This is a genomic window from Plantibacter sp. Mn2098, from assembly GCF_049319745.1.
Taxonomy (GTDB): Bacteria; Actinomycetota; Actinomycetes; order Actinomycetales; family Microbacteriaceae; genus Plantibacter.
In genome coordinates this window covers 243,396-267,736 of record NZ_JBMOUH010000009.1, presented here as the reverse complement: position 1 = coordinate 267,736, position 24,341 = coordinate 243,396, and the positions used below count along the sequence as shown (strand labels likewise).

At 68.1% G+C, this 24,341-nt stretch carries 20 protein-coding genes and 2 tRNA genes; 14 read left to right on the top strand and 8 right to left on the bottom strand.

Annotation, left to right across the window (positions count from 1 at the left end):
* Positions 1 to 71 (bottom strand) — tRNA-Gly (locus tag ACL9RL_RS15545).
* Between the two features lie 170 nt (positions 72 to 241).
* Here ACL9RL_RS15545 and ACL9RL_RS15540 point away from each other — a divergent pair.
* The 7 genes from ACL9RL_RS15540 (at position 242) to ACL9RL_RS15510 (ending at position 8,716) form a co-directional block, all read left to right on the top strand.
* Positions 242 to 317, top strand: a tRNA-Val gene (locus ACL9RL_RS15540).
* A gap of 87 nt (positions 318 to 404) precedes the next feature.
* Positions 405 to 1,931: a DUF3375 domain-containing protein gene (locus ACL9RL_RS15535; protein ID WP_422781176.1), complete on the top strand. Its 1,527-nt coding sequence runs from the start codon at positions 405 to 407 to the stop codon at positions 1,929 to 1,931.
* 1 nt (position 1,932) lies between these two features.
* Positions 1,933 to 2,775, top strand: a complete 843-nt coding sequence (locus ACL9RL_RS15530; RefSeq protein ID WP_422781175.1) for a DUF4194 domain-containing protein — start codon at positions 1,933 to 1,935, stop codon at positions 2,773 to 2,775.
* Complete coding sequence (locus ACL9RL_RS15525) at positions 2,772 to 6,140, top strand: ATP-binding protein (protein ID WP_422781174.1); 3,369 nt, start codon at positions 2,772 to 2,774, stop codon at positions 6,138 to 6,140. The genes ACL9RL_RS15530 and ACL9RL_RS15525 overlap by 4 nt, the downstream gene beginning before the upstream one ends.
* A 106-nt stretch (positions 6,141 to 6,246) precedes the next feature.
* Positions 6,247 to 6,675, top strand: coding sequence for an META domain-containing protein (locus tag ACL9RL_RS15520; RefSeq protein ID WP_422781173.1), 429 nt, complete (start codon positions 6,247 to 6,249; stop codon positions 6,673 to 6,675).
* A 9-nt stretch (positions 6,676 to 6,684) separates the two neighbouring features.
* Complete coding sequence (locus ACL9RL_RS15515) at positions 6,685 to 8,349, top strand: GNAT family N-acetyltransferase (protein ID WP_422781172.1); 1,665 nt, start codon at positions 6,685 to 6,687, stop codon at positions 8,347 to 8,349.
* A gap of 31 nt (positions 8,350 to 8,380) precedes the next feature.
* Entirely contained in the window at positions 8,381 to 8,716 is a 336-nt protein-coding gene (locus ACL9RL_RS15510; protein WP_422781171.1) for a hypothetical protein, read from the top strand.
* A 36-nt stretch (positions 8,717 to 8,752) separates the two neighbouring features.
* On the opposite strand, the gene ACL9RL_RS15505 is transcribed toward ACL9RL_RS15510, so the two are convergent.
* The 3 genes from ACL9RL_RS15505 to zapE all read right to left on the bottom strand — a co-directional run bounded on the left by ACL9RL_RS15505 (position 8,753) and on the right by zapE (position 11,986).
* Positions 8,753 to 9,319: a type II toxin-antitoxin system PemK/MazF family toxin gene (locus tag ACL9RL_RS15505; protein ID WP_422781170.1), complete on the bottom strand. Its 567-nt coding sequence runs from the start codon at positions 9,317 to 9,319 to the stop codon at positions 8,753 to 8,755.
* A 106-nt stretch (positions 9,320 to 9,425) separates the two neighbouring features.
* Entirely contained in the window at positions 9,426 to 10,655 is a 1,230-nt protein-coding gene (locus ACL9RL_RS15500; protein WP_422781169.1) for an ammonium transporter, read from the bottom strand.
* Positions 10,656 to 10,945: 290 nt separating this feature from the next.
* Positions 10,946 to 11,986: a cell division protein ZapE gene (zapE, locus tag ACL9RL_RS15495; RefSeq protein WP_422781168.1), complete on the bottom strand. Its 1,041-nt coding sequence runs from the start codon at positions 11,984 to 11,986 to the stop codon at positions 10,946 to 10,948.
* Between the two features lie 144 nt (positions 11,987 to 12,130).
* Here zapE and ACL9RL_RS15490 point away from each other — a divergent pair, with 144 nt between their 5' ends.
* The gene (locus tag ACL9RL_RS15490) at positions 12,131 to 13,036 is read left to right on the top strand and encodes a sulfurtransferase (protein WP_422781167.1); all 906 of its coding nucleotides are present in this window, start codon (positions 12,131 to 12,133) and stop codon (positions 13,034 to 13,036) included.
* Between the two features lie 147 nt (positions 13,037 to 13,183).
* Positions 13,184 to 13,624 carry a SufE family protein gene (locus tag ACL9RL_RS15485; RefSeq protein ID WP_422781166.1) on the top strand — a complete coding sequence of 147 codons (441 nt, stop codon included), beginning with the start codon at positions 13,184 to 13,186 and terminating at the stop codon, positions 13,622 to 13,624.
* A gap of 26 nt (positions 13,625 to 13,650) precedes the next feature.
* On the opposite strand, the gene ACL9RL_RS15480 is transcribed toward ACL9RL_RS15485, so the two are convergent.
* Positions 13,651 to 14,880: an alpha/beta hydrolase family protein gene (locus tag ACL9RL_RS15480; protein ID WP_422781165.1), complete on the bottom strand. Its 1,230-nt coding sequence runs from the start codon at positions 14,878 to 14,880 to the stop codon at positions 13,651 to 13,653.
* A 40-nt stretch (positions 14,881 to 14,920) separates the two neighbouring features.
* On the opposite strand from ACL9RL_RS15480, the gene ACL9RL_RS15475 reads away from it, so the two are divergent.
* The 4 genes from ACL9RL_RS15475 to ACL9RL_RS15460 all read left to right on the top strand — a co-directional run bounded on the left by ACL9RL_RS15475 (position 14,921) and on the right by ACL9RL_RS15460 (position 20,136).
* Complete coding sequence (locus ACL9RL_RS15475) at positions 14,921 to 15,502, top strand: DUF3000 domain-containing protein (protein ID WP_422781185.1); 582 nt, start codon at positions 14,921 to 14,923, stop codon at positions 15,500 to 15,502.
* A complete protein-coding gene (locus ACL9RL_RS15470; RefSeq protein ID WP_422781164.1) occupies positions 15,495 to 16,718 on the top strand; it encodes an HRDC domain-containing protein in 1,224 nt (407 codons plus the stop codon). The genes ACL9RL_RS15475 and ACL9RL_RS15470 overlap by 8 nt, the downstream gene beginning before the upstream one ends.
* A gap of 74 nt (positions 16,719 to 16,792) precedes the next feature.
* A complete protein-coding gene (locus ACL9RL_RS15465) occupies positions 16,793 to 17,998 on the top strand; it encodes a thiolase family protein (RefSeq protein WP_422781163.1) in 1,206 nt (401 codons plus the stop codon).
* The gene (locus ACL9RL_RS15460; protein WP_422781162.1) at positions 17,998 to 20,136 is read left to right on the top strand and encodes a 3-hydroxyacyl-CoA dehydrogenase NAD-binding domain-containing protein; all 2,139 of its coding nucleotides are present in this window, start codon (positions 17,998 to 18,000) and stop codon (positions 20,134 to 20,136) included. Before ACL9RL_RS15465 ends, ACL9RL_RS15460 begins: the two co-directional genes overlap by 1 nt.
* A gap of 108 nt (positions 20,137 to 20,244) precedes the next feature.
* On the opposite strand, the gene ACL9RL_RS15455 is transcribed toward ACL9RL_RS15460, so the two are convergent.
* Together ACL9RL_RS15455 and ACL9RL_RS15450 are read right to left on the bottom strand one after the other, a co-directional pair.
* The gene (locus ACL9RL_RS15455) at positions 20,245 to 21,222 is read right to left on the bottom strand and encodes an aldo/keto reductase (protein ID WP_422781161.1); all 978 of its coding nucleotides are present in this window, start codon (positions 21,220 to 21,222) and stop codon (positions 20,245 to 20,247) included.
* Complete coding sequence (locus ACL9RL_RS15450) at positions 21,219 to 21,638, bottom strand: MerR family transcriptional regulator (protein WP_422781160.1); 420 nt, start codon at positions 21,636 to 21,638, stop codon at positions 21,219 to 21,221. The genes ACL9RL_RS15455 and ACL9RL_RS15450 overlap by 4 nt, the downstream gene beginning before the upstream one ends.
* Positions 21,639 to 21,741: 103 nt before the next feature.
* Between ACL9RL_RS15450 and ACL9RL_RS15445 the strand changes: the two genes are divergently transcribed.
* Positions 21,742 to 22,305 carry a dihydrofolate reductase family protein gene (locus tag ACL9RL_RS15445; protein ID WP_422781159.1) on the top strand — a complete coding sequence of 188 codons (564 nt, stop codon included), beginning with the start codon at positions 21,742 to 21,744 and terminating at the stop codon, positions 22,303 to 22,305.
* A 10-nt stretch (positions 22,306 to 22,315) separates the two neighbouring features.
* Here ACL9RL_RS15445 and dxs read toward each other — a convergent pair whose 3' ends face one another.
* Positions 22,316 to 24,283 carry a 1-deoxy-D-xylulose-5-phosphate synthase gene (dxs, locus tag ACL9RL_RS15440; RefSeq protein ID WP_422781158.1) on the bottom strand — a complete coding sequence of 656 codons (1,968 nt, stop codon included), beginning with the start codon at positions 24,281 to 24,283 and terminating at the stop codon, positions 22,316 to 22,318.
* Positions 24,284 to 24,341 lie beyond the last annotated feature (58 nt).

Sequence of the window (24,341 nt, the reverse complement as noted above, 5' to 3'; positions counted from 1 at the left end):
GCGGATGACGAGATTCGAACTCGCGACCCTCACCTTGGCAAGGTGATGCGCTACCACTGCGCCACATCCGCATTTCAGCTCGCATTGCTGCGTGCTGGAACGACTCTAACCGATCCGGGGGCAGATGTTCAAACCGAGCGCCTGGACTCGGAGGTTCGGGCGTGTCATCGCCTCGATGTGCGCCGGGTGGGAAAGATCGGCTAGTATCGTGAATCGCGGTTGTTCCGAACGGTCAACCTGCGGGCGATTGGCGCAGTTGGTAGCGCGCTTCCTTCACACGGAAGAGGTCATCGGTTCGAGTCCGGTATCGCCCACCATCAGGCCCCGGTTCCCGGGGCTTTCGTCGTTGTGGAGCACGCGGATCCGCTCCGGAATCCGTTCGACCCGCGATTGTTGGAGGCCCCTTGGGTGAGATCGACGGCGAGTTCGCCCGTGTCCGTGAGGCGCTCGAACGTCCAGCCATCAGTCTCCTCAGCCGGCCGACATCGCCCGTCCTCGTTGCGATCTTCCGTGTGACATTCGGCAGGGACGTCCAGTACGTCCCAGCCGACCGCTTCCATCTGCAGGTCGAGGAGTACTGCGCGCAGCTCGCCGTGCGCGGCGCGCGCATCCCGCTCGGCGCTCAGGATCGTGGCAGCGGTCGTGCGCTGTGCCGCGAGTGGGTGCACGACCAGTGGCTCGTCCGCACGAGCACCGACGACGGCGAGGAGCAGTATTCGCTCACCTCGCACGCGCTCGAAGCGCTCTCCCTCATCGACGGCCTCTCGCAGGACCGCGCCCTCATCAGCGAGTCCCGCCTGGCGATGATCCTCGACTCCGTGCGGCGGTGGGCGCTCAAGGCGAGTCCCGACCGCGACGAGCACGTCCGTCGCCTCGACGCCCAGATCGCGGAGTTGACGGCCGAGCGCGACCGTCTCGCCGCCGGCGGCGACCTCGAAACGGTCAGCGCCGACCAGATGCAGGACGGCTACGCGAACGTCGCCGACCTCATCAGACAGCTCCCGAGCGATTTCAAGCGCGTCGAGGAGTCGGTCGTGACGATGCACCGCGAGATCATCGAGGACTTCCGCAACGACACCCGTCCGATCGGCGAGATCCTCGACGAGTACCTGCGCCGCACCGACGAACTCATGAGCGCGACAGCGGAGGGCAAGGCATTCGAGGGCGCGTTCGAGCTGCTGCGGAACGAGGAGCTCCTGCAACACCTCAAGGGCGACCTGCACACGATCCTGCAGCACCCGTTCGCGGCGGACATCCCCATGACGGAGCAGCGCGGGTTCCGCGGTGCGGTCGGCATCATCCGTCAGGGCATCGACGACGTCCTGACGCAGCGCAGACGCCTCACCTCGACCCTTCGCGACCACATCGTGCATCACGACGTCATCCACGACCGGGAACTCGACACGACGCTGCGTTCCTTGAACCAGGCCCTCGCGACCTGGATGCAGACGGCCGGCCCCCGCGCATCGGTCCCCGTCGCCCTGCTTCCGGAGTCGATCGACGTCGAGCATCTCCGTGAACGCTTTCACGACCCCGATGCGGACGTCGTCCCCGCCGGCATCGCGAACGACCCGGAAGACGTACCGGAACCGATGACACTCGAGGAGCTCCGCACCCAGGGCGGACCGCTCCTGTCCGAGATGCGCGAGGCCTTCTCGGCGGCGCTCTCTGCGCCTGTCGCCGGGCAGAAGACGGCCACGACCTCCACGAGAGACGTCTTCGACACGCTCCCGGACGAGCTGCGGCGCCCGGTCGAGCTGTTCGGACTCCTGCACATCGCGACGAGCATCGACGCCTTCGATCGGCCGGCTGACCGCGCTGGCTACACGGCCATCCGTCCGGACGGGACGCGGGTCGTGTTCGAGCTCCCGGACATCCCCCTCGACCACCACGACCTGCGAGCCCTGCTCGATGACACCGAAACGGAGTGACATGGACGACGTGACGACCGATGCGCCCACGACCGCGACCATCGATGCTGCCGAGGACCTGCACCAGGAGCCGAACGATGACCAGCACGACGACCAGCACGACGACCAGCCAGAGGGCGCTGCCGACGTCGAGATCGACGACACCTCGTTCGCGCTGTTCGAAGGCGACGAGGGCCGACTCGACCTCGACCAGCGGCGCACGCTCGTCGCGCTCCTCAAGCACCGGTACATCAGCGCATCGCAGCACCCGCTGGAGTGGCGGACGCTGCTCGCATCAGAGACCCTGTTCCGCTCGCGCCTGAACGACCTCTTCCTGGAGCTCCACGTCGACCGGTACGGCGATGTCGCGTTCAAACGACAGGCAGCGTCCGAGAGCGGCAGACGCCCGTTCCCCACGCTCCTGCACGACACCGCGTACTCGCGCGAGGAGACGATCCTCCTCGTCTACCTGCGCACGCGCCTGCGCAGCGAACGTGCGAACGGCGCGCAGAACGTCGTCGTCGAACACGACGAGATGCTCGGCTACGTCGCCGGATTCCGGCCGGCCCACGCGACCGACCGCTCACGCGACGAGGGCAGGGTCGAGCGCGCGATCGACAAGCTGCTGACCGCGAGGGTCCTCCTCCGCACGAAGGACCAGCGGCGTCATCGCATCTCCCCCGTCGTCGAGACCCTGCTCCCGCTCGAACGCCTCGGCGAGCTGCTCGAGTGGTTGAACGCCCAGACGGGCGACGCATCCGGCGAGGCGACCGAGGTCGCCCAGGCCGACGCCGCCCCCACCGAGGTCATCTCCGACAGCCCCTCCGACGACCCCGCCGATGACACGGAAGGCGACGAGCGATGAGCCACTCCCCCGCAGAACCCGCACTCCTCGACCTCGTCGAGCAGTGGCGCGCCGAGACGATCCAGGTCATCAACTGGGGCGGTTTCGACGGGTATCGCTCAGTCGATTTCGCCTCGGGCGCGACCCTCATCTCCGGTGCGTCCGGCACAGGCAAGAGCTCGCTCATGGACGCCTATCTCGCGGTCATGATGTCCTCCGACGTGCCCTTCAACGGCGCCTCGAACGATCAGACCACCGGCCGCGCCAGGAGTCCGGAACAGCGGAACCTGCTCACCTACCTCCGCGGCAAGGTCGACTCCACGCGCGATCCCGTGACCGGAGCCCTCCGCGACATCAACCTCCGCGGAACCGATCAGACCACCTGGGGCGCCGTCGCCGTGACCTTCGTCAACGACGACGAACGCCGATTCACCGCGCTGCGCACCTATCTCGTCCCCCGCAGGGCCATCCGCACCGGCGACATCTCGATGACGATGGCGACCGTGGACGACTCCTTCGACCTGCGCAGGCTCGAAGCGTTCCTCCCCAACCGCTTCGACGCGGGCGAACTGCAGGGCCGTGTTCCGGGGCTCGTCGTGCGCGACACCTACGCCGAGCTGTCCTACGCGCTGTACTCCCGCCTCGGCATCGGCTCCGGCGGCGACGGCGGTCGCGCGATGCGGCTGCTCGCGCGCATCCAGGCCGGTCAGCACATGCCGACGGTCGACGGCCTCTACAAGTCGATGGTCCTCGAAGTGCCTCGCACCTACGACGCCGCGGATCGCGCCATCACGCACTTCGGCGCGCTCGACGAGGCGTACGAGGCGATGGACACCGAAGGGCGGAAGGTGCGTGTCCTGGAGCGCGTGCCTGAACTCCACGAGGAGTACCACCAGGCGATCGAAGCCGCACGGGACCTCGATCGCATCGGCGTCACACGCGAGGGCGACACGCCGTTCCTCCTCTGGAAGAGCCGCCGGCACGAGGTCCTGCTGGACGAGGCCGTCGACCGTAACCATCTGGCGCGCACCGAGGCGGCCGCGACCCTCCAGGCCGCCCAGGCCAGGACGACGGCCGCCGATGTCCGTCTCCGCGAACTCGAAACGCAGATCGCCGACCAGGGCGGGACCGCGCTCCGCCGCGCCGAGGACCGCATCGAAGCCCTCGAGACGACGCAGCGCGCCGCGATCGAGGCCAGGTCCGTGTTCGACGAGCGCACCGCAGTGCTCGACGACACGATCTCGACCCGTGCCGAGTTCGCATCGGCACGCGCGGAGAGCGATGGCTTCATCGACGCCTACGAGGACCGCCGCACCGCGCTCGAGGAGCAGCGGACCGCGATCCAGCGCGAAGGCTATCCGCTCGAACAGCGCAACACGGAGCTCCGCCAGGAGAAGACCTCGCTCGCCGACCGTCAGGGCGCCGTCCCCCACCGCCTGCACGAGGCCCGCCTCGAACTCGCGAAGGCGGCCGGCCTGACCGCGGAGCAACTCCCGTTCGTCGCGGAACTGATCGATGTCGACCCGGCCGAGGAGCGGTGGCGGCCGGCGGCCGAGGTCGCACTTTTCTCACTCGCTCGCACCCTGCTCGTCGACGAGCAGGTTCTCGACGAGTTCAGTCGAGCCATCGACGGTCTGCGGATCCCGACGCGCCTGAGCTTCGAGGGCGTCGAGCTCCGGCCGCACGAGACGCGCCTCGGCGACCGCTCGATGCTCTCCGGGAAGATCGTGGTGAAGGACTCCCCGTTCAGCGACTGGATCCAGGAGCGCATCCGTTCTGAGCGCGTCGATGCGCGGTGCGTCGAAGACGCGCACGATCTCGACGGCCACGCTCGTCAGATCACCCTGGCCGGCCAGATCAGGGACGGCAGGCGCGGATCGCATGGCGAGACGGGTGCGACCCCCATCATCGGATTCACGAACGAGGCCAGGCTCGACGCGATCGAGCAGGACACGGCGCGAGTCGCCGAACAGCTCGCATCGATCGTCGACCGCCAGCGGGTCGTATCGGCGGAGCTCACGGCCCTCGAACGTCGTCGCGACGCCCACCAGTACCGGCTCGACGTCGACTGGGACGCGATCGACGTCGACACCGCCGCAACGCAGGTGCGCACCGCGCAGGCGGACCATGCCAGACTCCTGGAGTCGAACGACGTCCTGCGGGACCTCCAGCACGAGGCCGACGCCGCCAAGGCCGAACGGGAGGCCTCCAACAAGGAGCGCTACCTCGCGGAGGAGCGAGTTCGGGCGCTGAGCGAGGAGCACGGCGCGCTCGTCGACGAGCAGGATGTCGCGACGAACGTCATCGACCGCGTCGCCCGCGCGGAAGGCGTCGACATCACCGACGAGCAGTCGGCGAGGATCGAGGCGGCGCTCCGCAGCGTCGGGGACGCCGACGACCTCGCAGGATTCGGCGAGACGGTCAAGCGGCTGACGGCCAAGTTGAGTGACGAACTGGCGTCAGCCCTCGGTCGGGCGTCCCGGACGAAGGAGACGCTCGAGAACGTCTTCGAGAATTTCCAGTCGAACTGGCCCGACCCGAACCTCGGCGTGTCGATCGACTCGTACGTCGACTACCGGGCGATCCTCGACGCGATCGTCGGGACCGGGCTCCCTGAGCGCCGACAGGAGTGGCGACGCCGCCTGTCCCAGTGGAGCGGCGAGGACCTCGTCCCGCTGAACGGCGCGTTCGACAGCGCGGTCGAGGAGATCGAGGACCGCCTCGTGCCGGTCAACGACATCCTGCACGATCTGCCCTTCGGCGCGAACCACGACCGGTTGAAGATCGTGCTGCGCCGCGTCGCCCGCGATGACGTCGCGGCCTTCCGCCGCGAGCTCAAGCGGCTGTCGAGCGATGTCACGACCGCTCTGGCCGACGAGGAGCTCGAAGCCAGGTTCCAGCGCCTGCGCGAGTTCATGGCGTCCATCCGCCCGGTGGACGATGCCGCCCGTTCGACGCTCTCCCGACGCGACTACTTCCTAGACGTGCGTCGTCATGTCGACATCACGGCCGTGCGGTACGACGCCGATGGCAACGACGTGAGCGTGTACTCCTCCCTCGGGGACAAGAGCGGCGGCGAGACGCAGGAGCTCGTGGCGTTCATCGTCGGCGCGGCGCTGCGATACCAGCTCGGCGACGAGTCGCGGTTGCGCCCGAGGTTCGCTCCCGTGTTCCTCGACGAGGGATTCATCAAGGCGGACTCCGAGTTCGCGGGCCGTGCGGTCTCGGCGTGGCTCCGTCTCGGATTCCAGCTCGTGATCGGTGCACCGCTCGACAAGGTCACGGCGCTCGAGCCGTACATGGATCGTCTGCTGTCGATGCGGAAGCATCCGACGACGGGGCACTCGTACGTGACCGACATCACTCGACGCGAGGAAGCGGTCTGACGCACGGTCGCCTTTTTCGCCAACGACTGTCGCTTATTTCCGGCCGCGATTCGCTACCATCGGAGCTGACGCTGGCGGCACGGGCCGCCGCAGAATGGGGCAGGACATGCGCGGCATCCGAATCGGGACGATCACCACGGCGGTCGCTGTCGCTGCCCTGTTGCTGAGCGGCTGCGCATCCGGACCTGCCGACGACGCTCCGACCTCGTCCCCGGCGGCGACCGTCGACTCGAGCGCCGGCGATGCGATCGGCGTCGTCGGCGTCTGGGGCACCGAGGACGTCCAGGGGCAGCCGTACCTCACGCTCGCGGAGGACGGGACGATCTCGGGCACGGACGGCTGCAACCGCCTCATCGGCACGTGGACCGCCGAGGCAGACACGGTCGCCTTCGGTCCCATCGCGACGACGCAGATGTTCTGCGAAGGCGTCGACACCTGGCTCTCCGCCGCCGCCTCCGGCGCGTACACGGAGCAGCAGCTCACCCTGTACAACGCGAGCGGCGCCCAGATCGGAACCCTCGAACGCTCCAAGTAGCATTGCTGCATGACAGCTCGTTTCCGACGGACCTGGCGCGAGAACGCTGCAACCACGCTCTTCGGCATCGAGAACCCGGTGGTGCTCGGACCCTTCGGCGGGCTTTCCTCGGTCGAACTCGCCGCGGCCGTGAGCGAACACGGCGGCCTCGGCTCGTTCGGACTCTACGGATACGACGCTGAACGAATCGGCAGCACCTGGGCGCGGCTGCGTGCCCTGACCGGGAAGCCGCTCAACCTCAACCTGTGGCTGCCGCACGACGGAGACGCGGCGGTCGCCCCGGACGATTCCGAGTTCGACGCGTACGTGGAGCTGCTCCGCCCGTACTTCGACGAGACGGGCCTTGAGCCGCCCGCACGTCCGGAACGCTACCTGCCCCCGTTCGAGGAGCAGTTCGGCGCCGTGCTCGAGGCGCGGCCGGCGGTGGTGAGCTTCGTGTTCGGCGTGCCGTCCGGCGATGTGGTCGCTCGTGCGCACGAGGCCGGCATCGTGGTCGTCGGAACGGCGACGACCGTCGACGAGGCGATCGCACTCGAAGCCGCGGGCGTCGACGCGATCACTGCGAGCGGGCAGGAGTCCGGCGGCCACCGCGTGTCCTTCCTCCGGCCCGCCGAGGAGTCCTTGATCGGGACGTTCTCCCTCGTGCCGCAGGTTCGCGACGCCGTCTCCGTACCGGTCGTCGCGGCCGGCGGCATCGCGGACGGGCGTGGCGTCGCCGCGGCGCTCGTCCTCGGAGCGGACGCCGTCCAGATCGGCTCCGCGTTCCTCGCGACCGCCCAATCGGCGGCGACCGACGCCCATCGGGCGGCGCTGCGTTCACCCGACGCCCGCCACACCGTCCTCACGCGGGTCATGAGCGGTCGCCTCGCGCGCGGCATCCCGAACCGGGTCGTGCGGGAGCTCGAAGCACAGACCGGACGGGCGCCGTTCCCCGTGCAGAACTGGCTCACCGGCCAGTTCCGGGCGGCGGCCGCAACGCAGAACCGTGGTGATCTGCTGTCCCTCTGGGCCGGACAATCGTCGCCGCTCATCAGCATCGACGACGCAGCAACCCTCATGAACACGCTGCTCGACGATGCGGGACGCATCCTCCCTGACCGGCTGTTCCCCGTCATCGACCGGACCGCCGTCTGGCGCGTCGAGTCCCCCATCCGCACGGAACGGCTGATCCTCCGACAGCACGCGCTCGACGACCTCGACGACATGCTCGCGTTCCACAGCGACCCGGAGGTGACACGATTCCTGCCGTGGCCCGTCCGCGATCGGGCCCAGACGCAGGAGGCGCTCGAACTCCGGATCCCGCAGATCGAGGTCGCGCACGAGGGTGAGTGGCTGGTACTCGCGATGGAACTCGCCGACACCGCAACGGTCATCGGCGAAGTCGTGCTCAAGCGGGCAGACGATGCCGCGGGCGTCGCAGAACTCGGTTACGCCGTGCACAGCGGTCATCACGGCCTCGGGCTCGCGCGGGAGGCTACGGAGGCCATGCTCAGACTCGCGTGGGACGATCTCGGGCTCGCGCAGGTCGTCGCATACCTCGATCCTCGCAACACGGCATCGTCCGTCCTCCTCGAGCGTCTCGGCTTCAGCCGTGCGGAGGATCTCGACGTCTCCGGTGATTCTGAGCGCGCCATCGAGGACCCGCTCATCGGATATCGACTCCTCCGCGATTGACATCGCCGCCTATCGAACATATGTTCGATGCATGAGTGGGGCAGAACGAAGCGCTGCCGGCGCCTGGCCGCCGATTCAGATCGCACGCGACGAGTGGATCGTGATGCGCGCAGAACGCGCGCGTCCGGCGGCCGTGGTCCGGCGATTCATCTCGGCCGGCGGCACGGCGTACTTCCGCTGCGTCACCTGGGCTGAGCGCTCAGAAGATCGGCGACTGATCGGGCGGTTTCGCACGCTTGCCGAGGCGGATGCGGCCGTACCGGCACGAGGGCCGGAAGCACAGCCAGCGCAACAGCCGACCGACGCCTGGGAGCGTGGGGCGACGCCGTGGGACGCCGCTCCACGGCGGACGAACCGCTACGCCTGAGCGACGCAGCAGGTGCGCGGTCGCTTATGCAGGCGGTCAGCGCCAGCCGTAGCGCTGCCTGAGCGCCGTCGCGACCATGCCGAAGCGTCGCGCATCGAGCGCCGCCGCCTCCCGGCGCATCCCGCCAGGGTGCACGAGGAAGACGCGATCCAGATTCGCCCAGCTGGGACGCCCGGCCGCATCCCAGGACCCCGTTCCGAGCGGCACGAAGTCCCCCTGATGCGAGTGGTCCTTGCTCGTCAGCTGCACCGCGAGCACCGCCGAGCTCTTCGTCGTCGCGACGACGAGCACCGGACGGTCCTTGCCCCGACCGTCACGCTCCTCGAAGGGAACCCAGGTCCAGACGATCTCACCTGGATCGGGATCCCCATCGACGACAGGGTTGTAGTCCAGGGTGACGGTCCCGACCCGCTTCGGGTCGACCTCGGTCGTCGCATCGGGGCCGAGCTGTCCTGGCGAGGCGTCGGCGACTCCCCCGGCCCCCGCTGCCGCTGTCGCCCGATGCTGTGATGCCGGACGCTGCGGGGCAGGGCGCTTGCTCGGCTGCTGCGCAGGCGTGAACGCGGACACCACTCGACGCAGGAGCTGGGAAAGCGAAGCCATGTCGGCAGACTATCGCGCCGGGACGCAGCGGACGCACTGGACCCACTCGAACACGACGAAGCGGGCGCCATCCCCGAGGATGACGCCCGCTTCCGGCTCGTACCGTCTAGTCGACGAGCGCGTAGCCCTCCTCGCCGTGGACGGAGGTGTCCACGCCGGCGATCTCGTCTTCGTTCTTGATCCGGAAGCCGATCGTCTTCTCGATCGCGAAGCCGACCACGAAGGCGACGATGAACGAGTAGATGAGGACCGTGAAGGCCGCGATGGCCTGAACCGCGAGCTGCTCGAAGCCGCCGCCGACGAAGAGGCCCGTCGAGGTGGCGAAGAAGCCCAGGTAGAGCGTTCCGAAGAGGCCGCCGACGAGGTGGATGCCCACGACGTCGAGCGAGTCGTCGAAGCCGAGCTTGAACTTCAGCTCCACGGCGATGGCGCAGAGCGCACCGGCCAGGACACCGAGGAGGAGCGCCCAACCCGGGGTGAGGTTCGCGCAGGCCGGGGTGATCGCGACGAGACCGGCGACCGCACCGGATGCTGCACCGACTGACGTCGCCTTACCGTCCTTGAACTTCTCGACGACGATCCAGCCGATGATGGCCGCAGCGGTGGCGCCGAGCGTGTTGACGACGATGAGGCCGACGTTGTGCAGCTCGTTGAGCCACTCGGCTCCGGCGTTGAAGCCGAACCAGCCGAACCACAGGATGGATGCGCCGAGGAGGACGAGCGGCACGTTGTGCGGCTTCGTGATGCCCTTCTGGAAGCCGATGCGCTTGCCGAGCACCAGCGCCAGGGCGAGTGCAGCGGCACCGGCGTTGATGTGGACGGCCGTACCACCGGCGTAGTCGATGACCTCGACGCCGGCGTCCTTGCCGAAGAGCGTGGTGCCGAGGTTCATGATCCAGCCGCCGCCCCAGACCCATGCTGCGATCGGGAAGTAGGCGAGCGTCGCCCAGATCCCGGAGAAGATCATCCAGGAGCCGAACTTGGCACGGTCGGCGATCGCGCCGGAGATGAGCGCGACGGTGATGATCGCGAACGTCGCGCCGTAGGTCGCGCCGAGGAGGCCGGTGTTGCCGTCCTTGCCGCCGGCGAGGGCGGTCAGACCGAAGTCGGAGAAGGGGTTGCCGGCGAAGTCGAGCGGGCTGCCGACGGTCGACATGCTGAAGCCGTAGAGGATCCACAGCACGCTGATGAGGCCGAGGGCTCCGAAGCTCATCATCATCATGCTGACGACGCTCTTGGCCTTGACGAGGCCGCCGTAGAAGAATGCGACGCCGGGAGTCATGAACAGCACCAGTGCGGTGGCTGCGACTCCCCAAGCGATACTGCCTGTGTCCATTGGATTTCCTCACACATCGTGATCTTGCAAAGGATGACCGAAGTGGTGGAGGTTCCGGGATGCTCGGGCATCACCACTCGGGTTCGGTACGGGGACCAGTCTGCGAGGGTGAGATTTCATCGCGTGTGTTGCGATGTTTCGGGCCGGTTACGTGAGGGCGGCGCAGGTAAATAGCGTGTTTCGGGACGCACGGAATCGCCATCGAATCGGATTCGACGGTCCGTCCGACGCTTGCGGCAGGGTCTTCAGCCGGTCCGTTGCGGCTCTGATGCAGCCCGTTGCGGCTTCGCTCAGGCGCGTTGCATCGCCGTGAGGGCGATCATGCGGGACATGGCCCGCAGGTACTTCTTGCGGTAGCCGCCGCTCAGCATGTCGCCCCCGAACACCTCGTCGAGCGCCGCCCCTGTTGCGATGACCGGGATCTGCGCGTCGTACACGCGGTCGATGAACGCGACCAGGCGGAGCGCCTCGTTCTGGTTCGTCAGCTCGTGGACGCCCGTGATCGCGATGAGGTCGACGCCCTCGATGATCTTGATGAACCGGGACGGGTGGACGGTCGCGAGGTGGCCGATGAGCGCATCGAAGTCGTCCAGGGTCGCGACGCGGCCGTCAGCGAGGAACCGATCGACCTCGGCGCGGACGTCCTCGTCGGAGGACGAGACGGCGTGGCCCTCGATGCTACGGCGACGGTAGTCGGTTCCGTCGATGCGGAACGTCTCGAAGTTCGCGGACAGTGCGTGGATCTCTCGCAGGAAGTCCGCGGCCGCGAACCGGCCCTCTCCGAGCGCGTTCGGCGGAGTGTTGGAGGTGGCGGCGATGCGGGTGCCCGTCGCGACGAGTTCGCTCAGCAGTCGCGTCATCATCATCGTGTCGCCCGGATCGTCGAGTTCGAACTCGTCGATGCAGATGAGCGATGCGCCCGTGAGCTCCTGGACCGTGGCCGCATACCCGAGGGCGCCGACGAGCGCCGTGTACTCGATGAACGTGCCGAAATACTTCTTCGGACCGGGCGCCGCGTGCCAGAGCGCCGCGAGCAGGTGGGTCTTGCCGACGCCGAACCCGCCGTCGAGGTAGACGCCGGGGGTCGCAGGCTCCGTCTTCTTCCGGCGGGCGAAGAATCCGCCTGACGCCGGCTTCGCGGCGAAGAAGCCACGCAGCTTCTCGACGGCCGCAGCCTGAGAGGGGAACGCGTCGTCCGGACGGTACGAGTCGAAGCTCGCATCGTGGAACTGCCGGGGAGGACGGAGGCTCGCAACGATCTCGGCCCCGCTCACAACCGGCGAACGGTCGGTGAGGGACCCGGGGACGGCTTGCGTTGCGGAGCTGGTCACAGCTGGCACCTCTGTGTCGAAGTCTTACAGGGAGGGGAAGCGGGAGGGTCCGGCCCCACGTAGATTGGAGGAGGACAGGCTCCCAGCCTAGACGCACATCCGATCCGATCACGTCGCCGCGATCCGGCGCAACTGGAGGAAACCATGACCGTCGAGACCGACTCATCGTCGACGAAGTTCGCCGAGTACGCGCACCCGGAGCGTCTCGTCACCGGAGACTGGCTGCAGGCCCATCTGGGCGAGCCTGGCCTCGTCGTCGTCGAATCCGATGAGGACGTGCTGCTCTACGAGACGGGTCACATCCCTGGCGCGGTCAAGATCGACTGGCACACGGACCTCAACGACCCGGTCGAGCGCGACTACATCGACGGCGAGGCGTTCGCGACGCTGCTCGGGTCGAAGGGCATCGCCCGTGACTCGACGGTCGTCATCTACGGCGACAAGAACAACTGGTGGGCCGCATACGCCCTCTGGGTGTTCAGTCTCTTCGGCCACGAGGACGTCCGACTGCTCGACGGCGGACGCGACAAGTGGATCGCCGACGGCCGCGAGATCACCACGGAGGAATCCAACCCGACGCCCGTCGAGTACCCGGTCGTCGAGCGCGACGACACGGTTCTCCGCGCGTACAAGGACGACGTGCTCGCCCACCTCGGCAACCCGCTCATCGACGTCCGCTCCCCCGAGGAGTACAGCGGTGAGCGCACGACCGCTCCCGCATACCCGGAGGAGGGCGCACTCCGCGCCGGCCACATCCCGAGCGCGCAGAGCGTGCCGTGGGCGAAGGCCGTCGCCGAGGACGGCACGTTCAAGGCTGCAGCCGACCTCGACGCCATCTACCGCGACGGCGCGGGGCTGAACACCGGCGACCAGGTCATCGCGTACTGCCGCATCGGCGAGCGGTCGAGCCACACCTGGTTCGTCCTGCAGCACCTGCTTGGCTTCGAGAACGTCCGCAACTACGACGGATCGTGGACGGAGTGGGGCAGCGCCGTCCGTGTGCCGATCGTGCAGGGCGCTGAAGCGGGCGAGGTTCCCGTCCGCCGCTGATCGGCGACGGACACCGACATCCTCCGTTCTCAAGAAGAGCACGAGCCCGCTTGTACCTTGCGGTCGCCGGGCACGAGGTCCTGAGAACGGAGGATCGTTGCTGTGAAGGGCGAGGGGACGCCGCCGACGCGAGATACTGGAAATACCATGACTGATGTGACGCTGGCCCCGAACCTGGCCGAGATCCGCGATGAATTCCTGGCCGTCGAAGAACGCGCCAGGCTGCAGCTGCTTCTCGAGTTCAGCAACGAACTGCCCGAGCTGCCTGAGCGCTACGCCGACCACCCGGACCTGCTGGAGCGGGTGCTCGAATGCCAGGCGCCCGTGTTCTTCTTCGTCGAGGTGGACGACCACGACATCGTGCACCTCTTCGCGACGGCGCCGCAGGAGGCGCCGACGACCCGCGGGTTCGCGAGCATCCTCGTGCAGGGTCTCGAAGGGCTGACGGTCGATGAGGTCCTCGCGGTCCCGGACGACTTCCCGCAGATGATCGGTCTGTCCCGTGCGGTGTCGCCGCTGCGGTTGCGCGGCATGTCCGCGTTGCTCGGCCGCACGAAGCGCCAGCTGCGCGAGCGTCAGGCCCACTAGGTCCTGACAGGGACCGGACACCGGCGCTACGGCGTCGTGAACCCCTCGAGGCCGTCGAGCCAATCGGCGACCGCCGCACTCCACCGCTCCGGGTCGTAGTTCCAGAGCTTCGTGTGCCGCGCCACGTCGAACGGGACGAACGTCACGATGTCGGGACGCGCCTTCGCGAGCGCGCGTGACGGACCGGCCGGCACATACCCGTCGTCATCGCTGTGCATCAACAGGATCGGCAGCGTGAGGTCGGCGGCGTTCGCGACGTAGTCGAGCCGCGTGAGGTCGATGCTCGTCGCCTGCCCGGTCAGGAGTCTCCCCCAGCTGCGGCTGATCGCGAGCAGCGCCACCCGCCCCACCAGTCCTGGAATACGGTTCTCCCTCGCCTGGTGCTGGAGGACGTCGACCCAGTCGATGACGGGCGAATCCAGCGCGACGGCCCTGATGAGTTCTGGATGACTCGTGCGGCGGGACGCCTGCAGGACGATCGCGCCGCCCATCGACCACCCCATGAGCACAACGTCGGTCGCGCCCTGTTCGCGGCTGAACGCGATGGCGGCGTCGACGTCCCGCCACTCCTCGTCGCCGAGCGAGTAGCGGAAGTCCGGTGTCGGCGGCGCATCGCCGTCGTTGCGGTAGGAGACCAGCAGACACGAGTAGCCTGCCGCGCGGAACGTTGGCACGGCCCGCAGCGCTTCGGAGCGGGTCGTGCCTCTGCCGTGCACGAGGACCGCCCACTTGGTCGACGGCCCGTCCTCTGGATGCACGACCCAGGCCGGCGCCGGCCCCAGTTCGGTGGAGATCTCGACGTCGATGTGCGGCAGCCCCAGTTCCTCCGGTCGGCGGAAGAACCAGCCGGAGAACTCCGAATCCTGCCCGACCCGCAGCGAATCGACGTCGCCACCGAGGAGCGTGCGGACGACGGAGGCCTCCGTGGTCTCGATGATGTCGCCCAGCTGCACGTACGCGGCCCGCTTCGCGACCCAGCTGCCGTACCGACCAGGAACCACCGTGTCGGGCGTCGCGACGAGCTCGATGGTCCCTGCGTCGCGGTCGAGGCGGAGGATGCGGCTCTCGCTCGGGCGGTCCCGCGCGGGGACGACGACCTTCCGCGCCACCGCGCCGACGAGCACGACCCCGGCCGCAGCGGCCGCCGCGAGCACGCTCAACCCCGTCACGGCCACTGCTCCAGCGACGGTTCCGGTGACTCTGGGGCGGGTGATCTCGCGCCCCCTGACGTGATCGGCGTGCCTCTGCGGTTTCATCGGGATGTAACTCTAGTCTTCACACGTGGCAGACAGACCCATGACGGCCAAGGTTCCCGAAGAGTTCGCCCGCGCGGTGGACTCCGTTCGTGGAGCCACGACGAGGCCGGAACTGCAGATGCATGAGATCCCGGCGCCGAGCAACCTCGCGCCGTACGCGATCGCGCTCGCAGCCGACGTCTCCCCGTCGCGGCACGACACCGATTCCGAACTCGGCACCGGGCGCTTCGTCCTGCTCTACGACCCGGACGGCTCCGAGTCGTGGGGAGGCCGTTTCCGCGTCGTGTGCTTCGCGCAGGCCCCGCTGGAGACGGACATCGGACTCGACCCGTTCCTCGCAGAGGTCGCCTGGTCGTGGCTCGTCGACGCCCTCGACACGAGGTCCGCCAGCTACACGGCCGCATCCGGCACGGCCACGAAAGTCATCTCGAGCGGCTTCGGAGAACTCGCGAGCCAGGGCGACGGCGCACAGATCGAACTGCGTGCTTCGTGGACCCCGCTCGACAGTGAAGTTGCCTCCCATGTGGAAGGTTGGGGAGAATTGCTCTGTATGCTCGCCGGCCTCCCGCCGACGAGCGAAGGGGTAACCCTGCTTTCTCTGAAACGAGCACACCGTGACTGAACCCGCAACCGATGCGGTTCCGACCGTCCGCTCCGTGACCGACACGCGCGAAGCGTACCTCGCATCGCTCGAGACGCTCGCGGCCGGGACCGGCCCGTTCGCCCTCGACGCCGAACGCGCGTCCGGCTACCGCTACTCGCAGCGCGCCTACCTCATCCAGGTCTACCGCCGCGGCGCCGGCGTCTTCCTCTACGACCCGCCTGCGATCGGTTCGATGGCGGAACTCGGTGCCCTCATCCAGGGCGAGGTGTCGATCCTGCACGCGGCGAGCCAGGACCTGGCATGTCTGCGCGAGGTCGGCATCGACCCCTCTGAGCTCTTCGACACCGAACTCGGCGCCCGTCTCCTCGGGCTCGACCGCGTCGGGCTCGGCGCCGTCGTCGAGGAGGTCCTCGGCATCCACCTCGCGAAGGAGCACTCCGCTGCCGACTGGTCGACCAGGCCGTTGCCGGAGTCCTGGCTCGAATACGCAGCGCTCGACGTCGAACTGCTCGTCGACGTCTACGACGACATGGTGCGTCGGCTCGCCGAGGCTGACAAGACGGAGATCGCCCGCCAGGAGTTCCAGGCGACGCTCGCGCGCGAGACCAAGGCTCCGCGTGCAGAACCGTGGCGTCGTCTCTCCGGGGTGCACGCGATCCGCGGCCTCCGCAACCTCGCGGTCGCACGCGAGCTCTGGCTGGCGCGCGACGCGCTCGCGCGTGAGCGCGACACCGCCCCAGGTCGCCTGATCCCCGATGCATCGCTGACCGCGGCCGCGAAGGTGAACCCGCCCACGAAGCGCGACCTCCTCGCGATCAAGGACTTCCGGGGCCGTACGAGCCGGTCGGATTCCGATGTCTGGTGGAACGCCATCGCCACCGGTCAGAGCACCGAGGACCTGCCGGTGAGCCGTCCGGCGAGCGACACCCTGCCTCCTCCGCGGAGCTGGTCGGACAAGAACCCGGAAGCCCACGAACGGTACACGGAGGCCAGGGCCCGCATCACCGAGCGCGCAGAGGCGCTCCACATGCCGGTCGAGAACCTGCTGACGCCGGAGACGCTGCGTCGCCTCTCGTGGAATCCCCCGGCGGAGCTGACCGCCGATGCGGTCGCAGCAGCACTCAGGAACCATGACGCACGCCCCTGGCAGATCGACGCAACCGCACAAACGATCGCCGATGCCTTTGTGGAGTCCAACCAACGAGCGGCCGATGAGGTCGAGGAGCCTTCGTAGGAAGCGCTGCACCTCGGGAGCCGTTCGGATTCCGCCTCTAGGATCGTCCTCGACAGCCGATTAGAGGAGGCAACGTGGCCGAACAAGCTGACGTCGTATTCGTGGATGGAGTCCGAACCCCGTTCGGACGAGCCGGCGAAAAGGGCATGTACTGGAACACCCGAGCGGACGATCTGATCGTGAAGGCCATCATCGGCCTGCTCGAGCGGAACCCGTCCGTCCCCAAGGAGCGCATCGACGAAGTGGCGATCGCCGCCACGACCCAGCAGGGCGACCAGGGCCTCACGCTCGGCCGCACGGCCGCACTCCTCGCAGGACTGCCGAAGTCGGTTCCCGGCTTCGCGATCGACCGTATGTGCGCCGGGGCGATGACCTCGGTCACGACCCTCGGCAGCGGCATCGCCTTCGGCGCCTACGACCTCGTCCTCGCTGGCGGCGTCGAGCACATGGGGCGCCACCCGATGGGCTTCGGGGCAGACCCCAACCCGCGCTTCCTCGCAGAACGCCTCGTGAGCGAGGACGCCCTCAACATGGGGAAGACCGCCGAGCGCATCCACGACCGCTTCCCCTCGCTCACGAAGGAGCGCTCCGACCGCTTCGGCATGCGCAGCCAGCAGAAGGTCGCCGCCGCGTACGCAGCCGGCAAGATCCAGCCGGACCTCGTCCCCGTCGCGCTCCGCAGCGAAGCGGGCTGGGGCTTGGCGACCGGCGATGAGGGTCTCCGACCCGAGACGACGATGGAGGGCCTCGCGGGCCTCAAGACCCCGTTCCGCCCACACGGCCGGGTGACGGCAGGCAACGCGTCGCCGCTCACCGATGGCGCGACCGTCAGCCTCCTGTCGAGCGCTGCGGCGGCCAAGGAACTCGGCCTCACACCGAAGATGCGCCTCGTGAGCTTCGCGTTCGCCGGCGTGGAACCGGAGATCATGGGCCTCGGCCCGGTCCCGTCGACCGAGAAGGCACTCCGCAAGGCCGGCCTCACGATCAACGACATCGGGCTGTTCGAGCTCAACGAGGCATTTGCCGTGCAGGTCCTGTCCTTCCTCGACCACTTCGGCATCGACGATGACGACCCGCGCGTCAACCAGTGGGGCGGCGCCATCGCGATGGGCCACCCGCTTGCGGCATCGGGCGTCCGGCTGATGATCCAGCTCGCCGCCCAGTTCCAGGAGCACCCCGAGGTCCGCTACGGTCTGACCGCCATGTGCGTCGGCCTCGGCCAGGGCGGTTCCGTCATCTGGGAGAACCCGTACTTCACCGGCAAGAAGGGAAAGAAGTGATGACCGACTACACCACGATCGACTTCTCCGAGCTCCTCGCACTGTCAGAGGATGAGGTCGTCACACACTCCTTCGTCAAGGATGTCACCGTTCCGAGCGGCCGCACCATCGCGCTCGTCACCCTCGACAACGGTCGCGACCACACCCGGCCGAACACGCTCGGTCCGGCGACGATCCTCGAACTCGACGGTGTCCTCGAAGGCCTGCGCAAGCGCGCTGCGGCCGGCGAGATCGACGGCGTCGCCATCACGGGCAAGCCGTTCATCCTGGCCGCGGGCGCCGACCTCAGCAAGGTCGGGGACGTCCCGTCCCGCGCCGCCGCCCGGAAGCTCGCCCAGCTGGGCCACCACGTCCTCGGCAAACTCGACGGACTCGGCGTGCCGACCTTCGTGTTCATCAACGGGCTCGCGCTCGGCGGCGGCCTCGAGATCGGTCTCAACGCCGATTACCGCACGGTCGACGCCTCGGCGCCCGCCGTTGCACTCCCGGAGGTCTTCCTCGGCCTCATCCCGGGTTGGGGCGGCGCGTACCTCCTGCCGAACCTCATCGGCATCGAGAACGCGCTCAACGTCGTCATCTCGAACCCGTTGAAGAACAACCGGATGCTGAAGGCCAAGGACGTCTTCGAACTCGGCATCGCGGACGCGATCTTCCCGTCCGCCAACTTCCTCGAGGACTCGCTGACGTGGGCCGACGGCGTGCTCGGCGGTGTCAAGGTCGAACGGAAGAACGTGCCTGGCAAGGTCGAGCGCACGATCAAGTGGCCCATCGCCATCTCGACGGCGCGCAAAATGCTCGAGAGCCGCATCGGCACGGTCGCGAAGTCCCCGTACGCCGCCCTCGACCTCTTGGAGGCCGCGCGTAGCGGCACGAAGGAGCAGGGCTTCGAACGCGAGGACGAAGCACTCTCCGCTCTCGTCGCCGGCGACCAGTTCCAGGCGAGCATGTACGCCTTCGATCTGGTTCAGAAACGTGCCAAGCGGCCGGTCGGCGCTCCGGACCGTTCGCTCGCCCGCCCTGTCACGAAGGTCGGCATCATCGGCGCCGGGCTGATGGCGAGCCAGTTCGCGCTGCTCTTCCTCCGCCGGCTCCAGGTGCCAGTGGTCATCACCGACCTCGACCAGGGACGCGTCGACAAGGGAACTGCGCACATCATCAGCGAGATCGACGCACTGCTCGGCAAGGGGCGGGTCTCCCCCGACGAGGCCAACCGGTTGAAGGCACTGCTGTCCGGCACGACCGACAAGGCCGACTTCGCGGACTGCGACTGGGTCATCGAGGCCGTGTTCGAGGAGGTCGGCGTCAAGCAGGCCGTGTTCGCCGACGTCGAGCAGTACGTGTCAGAGACCACGGTCCTCGCGACGAACACCTCGTCGCTCTCCGTCGAGGAGATCGGCGCGAAGCTGCAGCACCCCGAGCGCCTCGTCGGCTTCCACTTCTTCAACCCGGTCGCCGTGATGCCGCTCCTCGAGGTCGTCAAGGCCCCGAAGACGGACGACGAGACGCTCGCGACGGCGTTCGCGACGGCCGCGAAGCTCAAGAAGAGCGCGATCCTCACGGCTGACGCCCCCGGCTTCATCGTGAACCGCCTCCTCGCCAAGGTCATGGGCGAGGCTGCACATGCACTGGACGTGGGCACACCCCTGCTCACGGTCGAGAAGGCGTTCGCGCCCATCGGACTGCCGATGACGCCGTTCCAGCTCATCGACCTCGTCGGCTGGAAGGTCGCGGCCCACGTGCAGGACACGATGGTCGGGAAGTTCCCTGACCGCTTCTTCGCCTCCGACAACCTGCACCGGCTCGCCGAGCTCGACGCCGTCGTCGAGAAGGACAAGGGCGGCAAGGTCACCGGCTTCACGAAGCAGGCTCAGAAGGTTCTGACGGTCGGGAAGTCGCCCCTCACGGAGGCGGAGATCCTGCGTCGCGTCGAGGACGGGCTCGCGGCCGAGATCAAGCTGATGCTCGACGAGCACGTCGTGGCGGCTGCGGAGGACATCGACCTCGGTCTGATCCTGGGCGCCGGCTGGCCGTTCCAGGATGGCGGAGCCACCCCGTACCTCGACCGTGTCGGCGCGAGCGAGCGGGTCTTCGGCGACACGTTCCACCACCCCCCGATCCGCGGCGTCGAGAACGTCTAGAGCTCCAGCCCGGTCCCTGAGATCCAGCCCCGGTCCCTGAGCTTGTCGAAGGGCACCCTTCGACAAGCTCAGGGACTGGGTACTCAGGGACCGACGCCCCAACGACCGCTACCGGTTGAGCGGGGACATGTCGGCGTAACGGTCGCCGACCGGAGCGCTCAGCGCGTCGAGGCGGGCGAGCTGCTCCGCACCCAGCACGATGTCGTCGGCTCCCAGGTTCTCCTCCAGGTAGCTGATCCGCTTCGTGCCGGGGATCGGCGCGATGTCGTCGCCCTGCGCGAGCAACCAGGCGAGCGCGACCTGCGCCGGCGTCGCATCGATCGACGCTGCGACGGCGTCGACCTCTTCGACGATGGCGATGTTCGCCCGCAGGTTCTCACCCTCGAACCGCGGGTTCGCGCGGCGGAAGTCGCTCTCGTCGAGCGCGTCGAGCGATCGGATCGCCCCGGTCAGGAAACCGCGCCCGAGCGGCGAGTACGGCACGAAGCCGATCCCGAGTTCACGGACGGTCGGGAGGATCTCCGCTTCGGGTTCGCGGCTCCAGAGCGAGTACTCGGTCTGCAGTGCGGTGATCGGGTGCACGGCGTGCGCACGCCTGATCGTCTCGGGTGAAGCCTCCGACAGGCCGATGTGCCGGATCTTGCCCTCAGCGACGAGTTCGGCCAACGCACCGACCGTGTCCTCGATGGGGGTGCCGGGGTCGACGCGGTGCAGGTAGTACAGGTCCACGTAGTCCGTGCCGAGGCGCTTGAGCGAGCCCTCGATCGACAACCGGACGTTCGCCGGGCTGCCGTCCGAACCGCGCTGGTTGTCGCTCGTGTGACGGATGGTGCCGAACTTCGTCGCGAGGGTGACCTCGTCGCGGCGTCCGGCCAGCGCCTTCCCGAGGAGTTCCTCGTTGGTGTAGGGCCCGTAGATCTCAGCGGTGTCGAAGAAGGTGACGCCGAGTTCGAGTGCACGATGGATCGTGGCCGTCGATGCGACGTCGTCGGTCCCGGCTCCCGTGTAGAACGCGGACATCCCCATGCAGCCGAGGCCGATGCGTCCGATGTCCGGACCGTTCGCGCCGAGTGTGATGTGCTTCATCGTTGTGCCACCTGTTCCGTGTAGATCGTGATCTTGTGGTCGATGACCTCGAGCGACCGCTGCATGTCCTCCAGCTTCGCGACGAACGCGATCCGGTGGCGCAACAGCAGCTCCAACCGGGCTTCCGCGGTGTCGTCCCCGTGTTTGGCAAGGTCGGCGTAGTCGCGGACGCGCGCGATCGGCATGCCGGTCGACCGCAGCCGGGTGATGAAGACCACCCAGTTGATGTCGGACTCCGAGTACCGCCGATGGGTCGACGATGCGCGGTCGATGGGCCGCGGCATCAGCCCGGTGCGCTCGTAGTAGCGCAGCGTGTGCACACTGAGTCCTGTGCGCTCGGCCACGTCGGAGATCGCGAAGCGCTCCTCTGTCGCCTGTTGGGCGCCTGCAACGACAGCGGGTTCGGTTGAGGTCATGTCCGCAACGATACGACTTCGAGCGCACTCCAGGTCAAGCGTTTGCGATCGGCTGCATCAGCCCGCTGCTCTTCGTGTCGGCGGTCTCCGGTACCGTCGGCGCATGACCAGCAGGATCTACTACGTCGCAGGCTCGATCGACGGCTTCATCGCCACACCCGATGATGATCTCGATTGGCTCCTCCGCTTCGGCTTCGAGGAGTTCCAGGAGCACTACGACGTGTTCTTCGCCCGGATCGGTGCGCTCGTGATGGGATCGGCCACGTACGAATTTATGCAGCGCACCGACGCCGATTCCTGGGCGTACGGCGACCTGCCGGTGTGGGTGCTCACCACTCGCGCGCTCGAACCCATCGCCGGCGCGAACGTGTCGTTCGTCTCAGGAGACGTGAGCGCGCTGCTCGGCAGAATCGACGCCTCCGCCAAGGGCAAGGACGTCTGGATCGTCGGCGGCGGTCCCGTTGCGGCCCAGTTCGCCGCTGCGAACGCCCTCGACGAACTGTGGCTCACACTCATGCCGGTCGTCCTCGGCACGGGGAAGCCGCTCCTCCCGCTCCGTGGGATCGATCAGGGCTACCGGCTCGTGGATTCGACGAGCTTCCCGAGTGGCGCCGTCGAGCTCCGATACACGATCGGTGGCGCGATCGCTGACACGAGCGGCACCTGACCGGCGCTGCCTAGTCCCGGGACGACTCGGAGTGCTCGACCGTCGTGGAGTAGCGAACCGTGCCGTCGGCCTCCTCGGGCAGCGGACGGGCAACCGGGATCCGCGAGCCGAGCACCTGAGCGACGACGTCGCGGGCGATCTGCTGCGCAGAGAGGCCGGTGTCCTCGAGGATCTGCTCACGCGTCGCATGGTCGATGAACTCGTCCGGCAGACCGAGCTCGTCGACGGCCGTGTCCACACCGGCCTCGCGGAGGCTCTGGCGGATGCGGGTGCCGACGCCGCCGACTCGGATGCCGTCCTCGATCGTGATGACGAGCCGGTGCTGCGCCGACAGGCTGATGATCGACTCAGGCACGGGAACGACCCAACGCGGATCTACCACGGTCGCGCCGATGCCCTGGTGCGAGAGCCGCTCGGCCACATCGAGGGCGATGGGCGCCATCGGCCCCACCGCGACGATCAGGACGTCGTGACGATCCGAACGGCGCAGGACGTCGACGCCGTCGTGCAGACGCTCCACGGCGTCGATGTCGGCCGCGGCGTTGCCCTTCGGGAACCGGATGACGGTCGGCGCGTCATCGACGGCCACCGCTTCCCGCAGCTCCTCCCGGAGCCTCGCGCCGTCTCTGGGCGCTGCGATCCGGATGCCGGGGACGACCTGCAGGACGGCGAGGTCCCAGATCCCGTGATGGCTCGGGCCGTCCGGGCCGGTGACGCCGGCGCGGTCGAGCACAACCGTGACACCGGCCTTGTGCAGGGCGACGTCCATCAGGAGCTGGTCGAACGCGCGGTTCACGAACGTCGCGTAGACGGCGACGACGGGGTGGAGTCCGCCGTAGGCGAGGCCGGCAGCCGAGGTGAAGGCGTGCTGCTCGGCGATGCCGACGTCGTGGACGCGCTCCGGGTACTTCTCGGCGAAGTCGTACAGACCGACCGGTCGCAGCATGGCTGCCGTGATGCCGACGACCCGCTGGTTGTCGTCGGCGATCGAGACCATCTCCTCGCTGAACACGCTCGTCCAGGACGGCTTCGATGAGGATCCGACCGGCTCGCCCGTCTCCGGGTCGATGCGTCCGACCGCATGGAACTGGTCGGCCGCGTCGTCGCGGGCAGGCTGGTAGCCACGGCCCTTCTCGGTGATGGTGTGCACGATGACCGGCGCACCGAAGTTCTTGGCCTGGGTGAGGGCTTCCTCCATGGCGCGGACGTCGTGGCCGTCGACCGGTCCGATGTACTTGATGTCGAGGTTGGAGTAGAGAGCCTCGTTGTTCGTCAGGCGGGACAGGAACCCGTGGGTGCCGCCGCGGACACCGCGGTAGAGGGCGCGCCCCGGCGCCCCGAAGAAGCTGAACGCGCGCTGGCTGGTCTCCCGCAGGCTGCGATAGGTGTTTCGGGTGCGGACGTCGCTCAGGAAGCGGGCCATGCCGCCGATCGTCGGCGCGTACGAACGGCCGTTGTCGTTCACGATGATGACGAGGTTTCGGGTGTTGTCATCGCTGATGTTGTTGAGCGCTTCCCACGTCATGCCGCCCGTGAGCGCACCGTCGCCGACGACCGCGACCACGTGCCGGTCGTCCTGACCGGTCATCTGGAACGCCCGCGAGATCCCGTCGGCCCAGCTCAGCGAGCTGGAGGCGTGAGAGCTCTCCACGATGTCGTGCACCGACTCCGACCGCTGGGGGTACCCCGCGAGCCCGCCGCGGGTCCGCAGACCGGTGAAGTCCTGCCGACCGGTGAGGAGCTTGTGCACGTACGACTGGTGACCGGTGTCGAACACCATGGGGTCACGCGGCGAGTGGAACACGCGGTGCATCGCGATCGTGAGCTCGACGACGCCGAGGTTCGGCCCGAGGTGGCCGCCTGTCTGGGAGACGTTCTCGATGAGGAACGTGCGGATCTCCGATGCCAGCTGCTCGAGCTGCTCGACGGTCAGCCCGTCGAGGTCGCGAGGGCCGTTCACCTGCTCGAGTAATGTCACGCTGTCGTCCTTCCGAATGGCCGTTGGGCCTCGTTCGAGTCTACGCGTTCGCCCTGCC

What these genes read in the sequence shown, in the direction of transcription:
- ACL9RL_RS15530 (WP_422781175.1), top strand. Translation starts at nt 1,933, where the DNA reads ATGGACGACGTGACGACCGATGCGCCCACGACCGCGACCATCGATGCT.
- ACL9RL_RS15525 (WP_422781174.1), top strand. Translation starts at nt 2,772, where the DNA reads ATGAGCCACTCCCCCGCAGAACCCGCACTCCTCGACCTCGTCGAGCAG.
- ACL9RL_RS15520 (WP_422781173.1), top strand. Translation starts at nt 6,247, where the DNA reads ATGCGCGGCATCCGAATCGGGACGATCACCACGGCGGTCGCTGTCGCT.
- ACL9RL_RS15515 (WP_422781172.1), top strand. Translation starts at nt 6,685, where the DNA reads ATGACAGCTCGTTTCCGACGGACCTGGCGCGAGAACGCTGCAACCACG.
- ACL9RL_RS15510 (WP_422781171.1), top strand. Translation starts at nt 8,381, where the DNA reads ATGAGTGGGGCAGAACGAAGCGCTGCCGGCGCCTGGCCGCCGATTCAG.
- ACL9RL_RS15505 (WP_422781170.1), bottom strand. Translation starts at nt 9,319, where the DNA reads ATGGCTTCGCTTTCCCAGCTCCTGCGTCGAGTGGTGTCCGCGTTCACG.
- ACL9RL_RS15500 (WP_422781169.1), bottom strand. Translation starts at nt 10,655, where the DNA reads ATGGACACAGGCAGTATCGCTTGGGGAGTCGCAGCCACCGCACTGGTG.
- ACL9RL_RS15490 (WP_422781167.1), top strand. Translation starts at nt 12,131, where the DNA reads ATGACCGTCGAGACCGACTCATCGTCGACGAAGTTCGCCGAGTACGCG.
- ACL9RL_RS15485 (WP_422781166.1), top strand. Translation starts at nt 13,184, where the DNA reads ATGACTGATGTGACGCTGGCCCCGAACCTGGCCGAGATCCGCGATGAA.
- ACL9RL_RS15480 (WP_422781165.1), bottom strand. Translation starts at nt 14,880, where the DNA reads ATGAAACCGCAGAGGCACGCCGATCACGTCAGGGGGCGCGAGATCACC.
- ACL9RL_RS15475 (WP_422781185.1), top strand. Translation starts at nt 14,921, where the DNA reads ATGACGGCCAAGGTTCCCGAAGAGTTCGCCCGCGCGGTGGACTCCGTT.
- ACL9RL_RS15460 (WP_422781162.1), top strand. Translation starts at nt 17,998, where the DNA reads ATGACCGACTACACCACGATCGACTTCTCCGAGCTCCTCGCACTGTCA.
- ACL9RL_RS15455 (WP_422781161.1), bottom strand. Translation starts at nt 21,222, where the DNA reads ATGAAGCACATCACACTCGGCGCGAACGGTCCGGACATCGGACGCATC.
- ACL9RL_RS15450 (WP_422781160.1), bottom strand. Translation starts at nt 21,638, where the DNA reads ATGACCTCAACCGAACCCGCTGTCGTTGCAGGCGCCCAACAGGCGACA.
- ACL9RL_RS15445 (WP_422781159.1), top strand. Translation starts at nt 21,742, where the DNA reads ATGACCAGCAGGATCTACTACGTCGCAGGCTCGATCGACGGCTTCATC.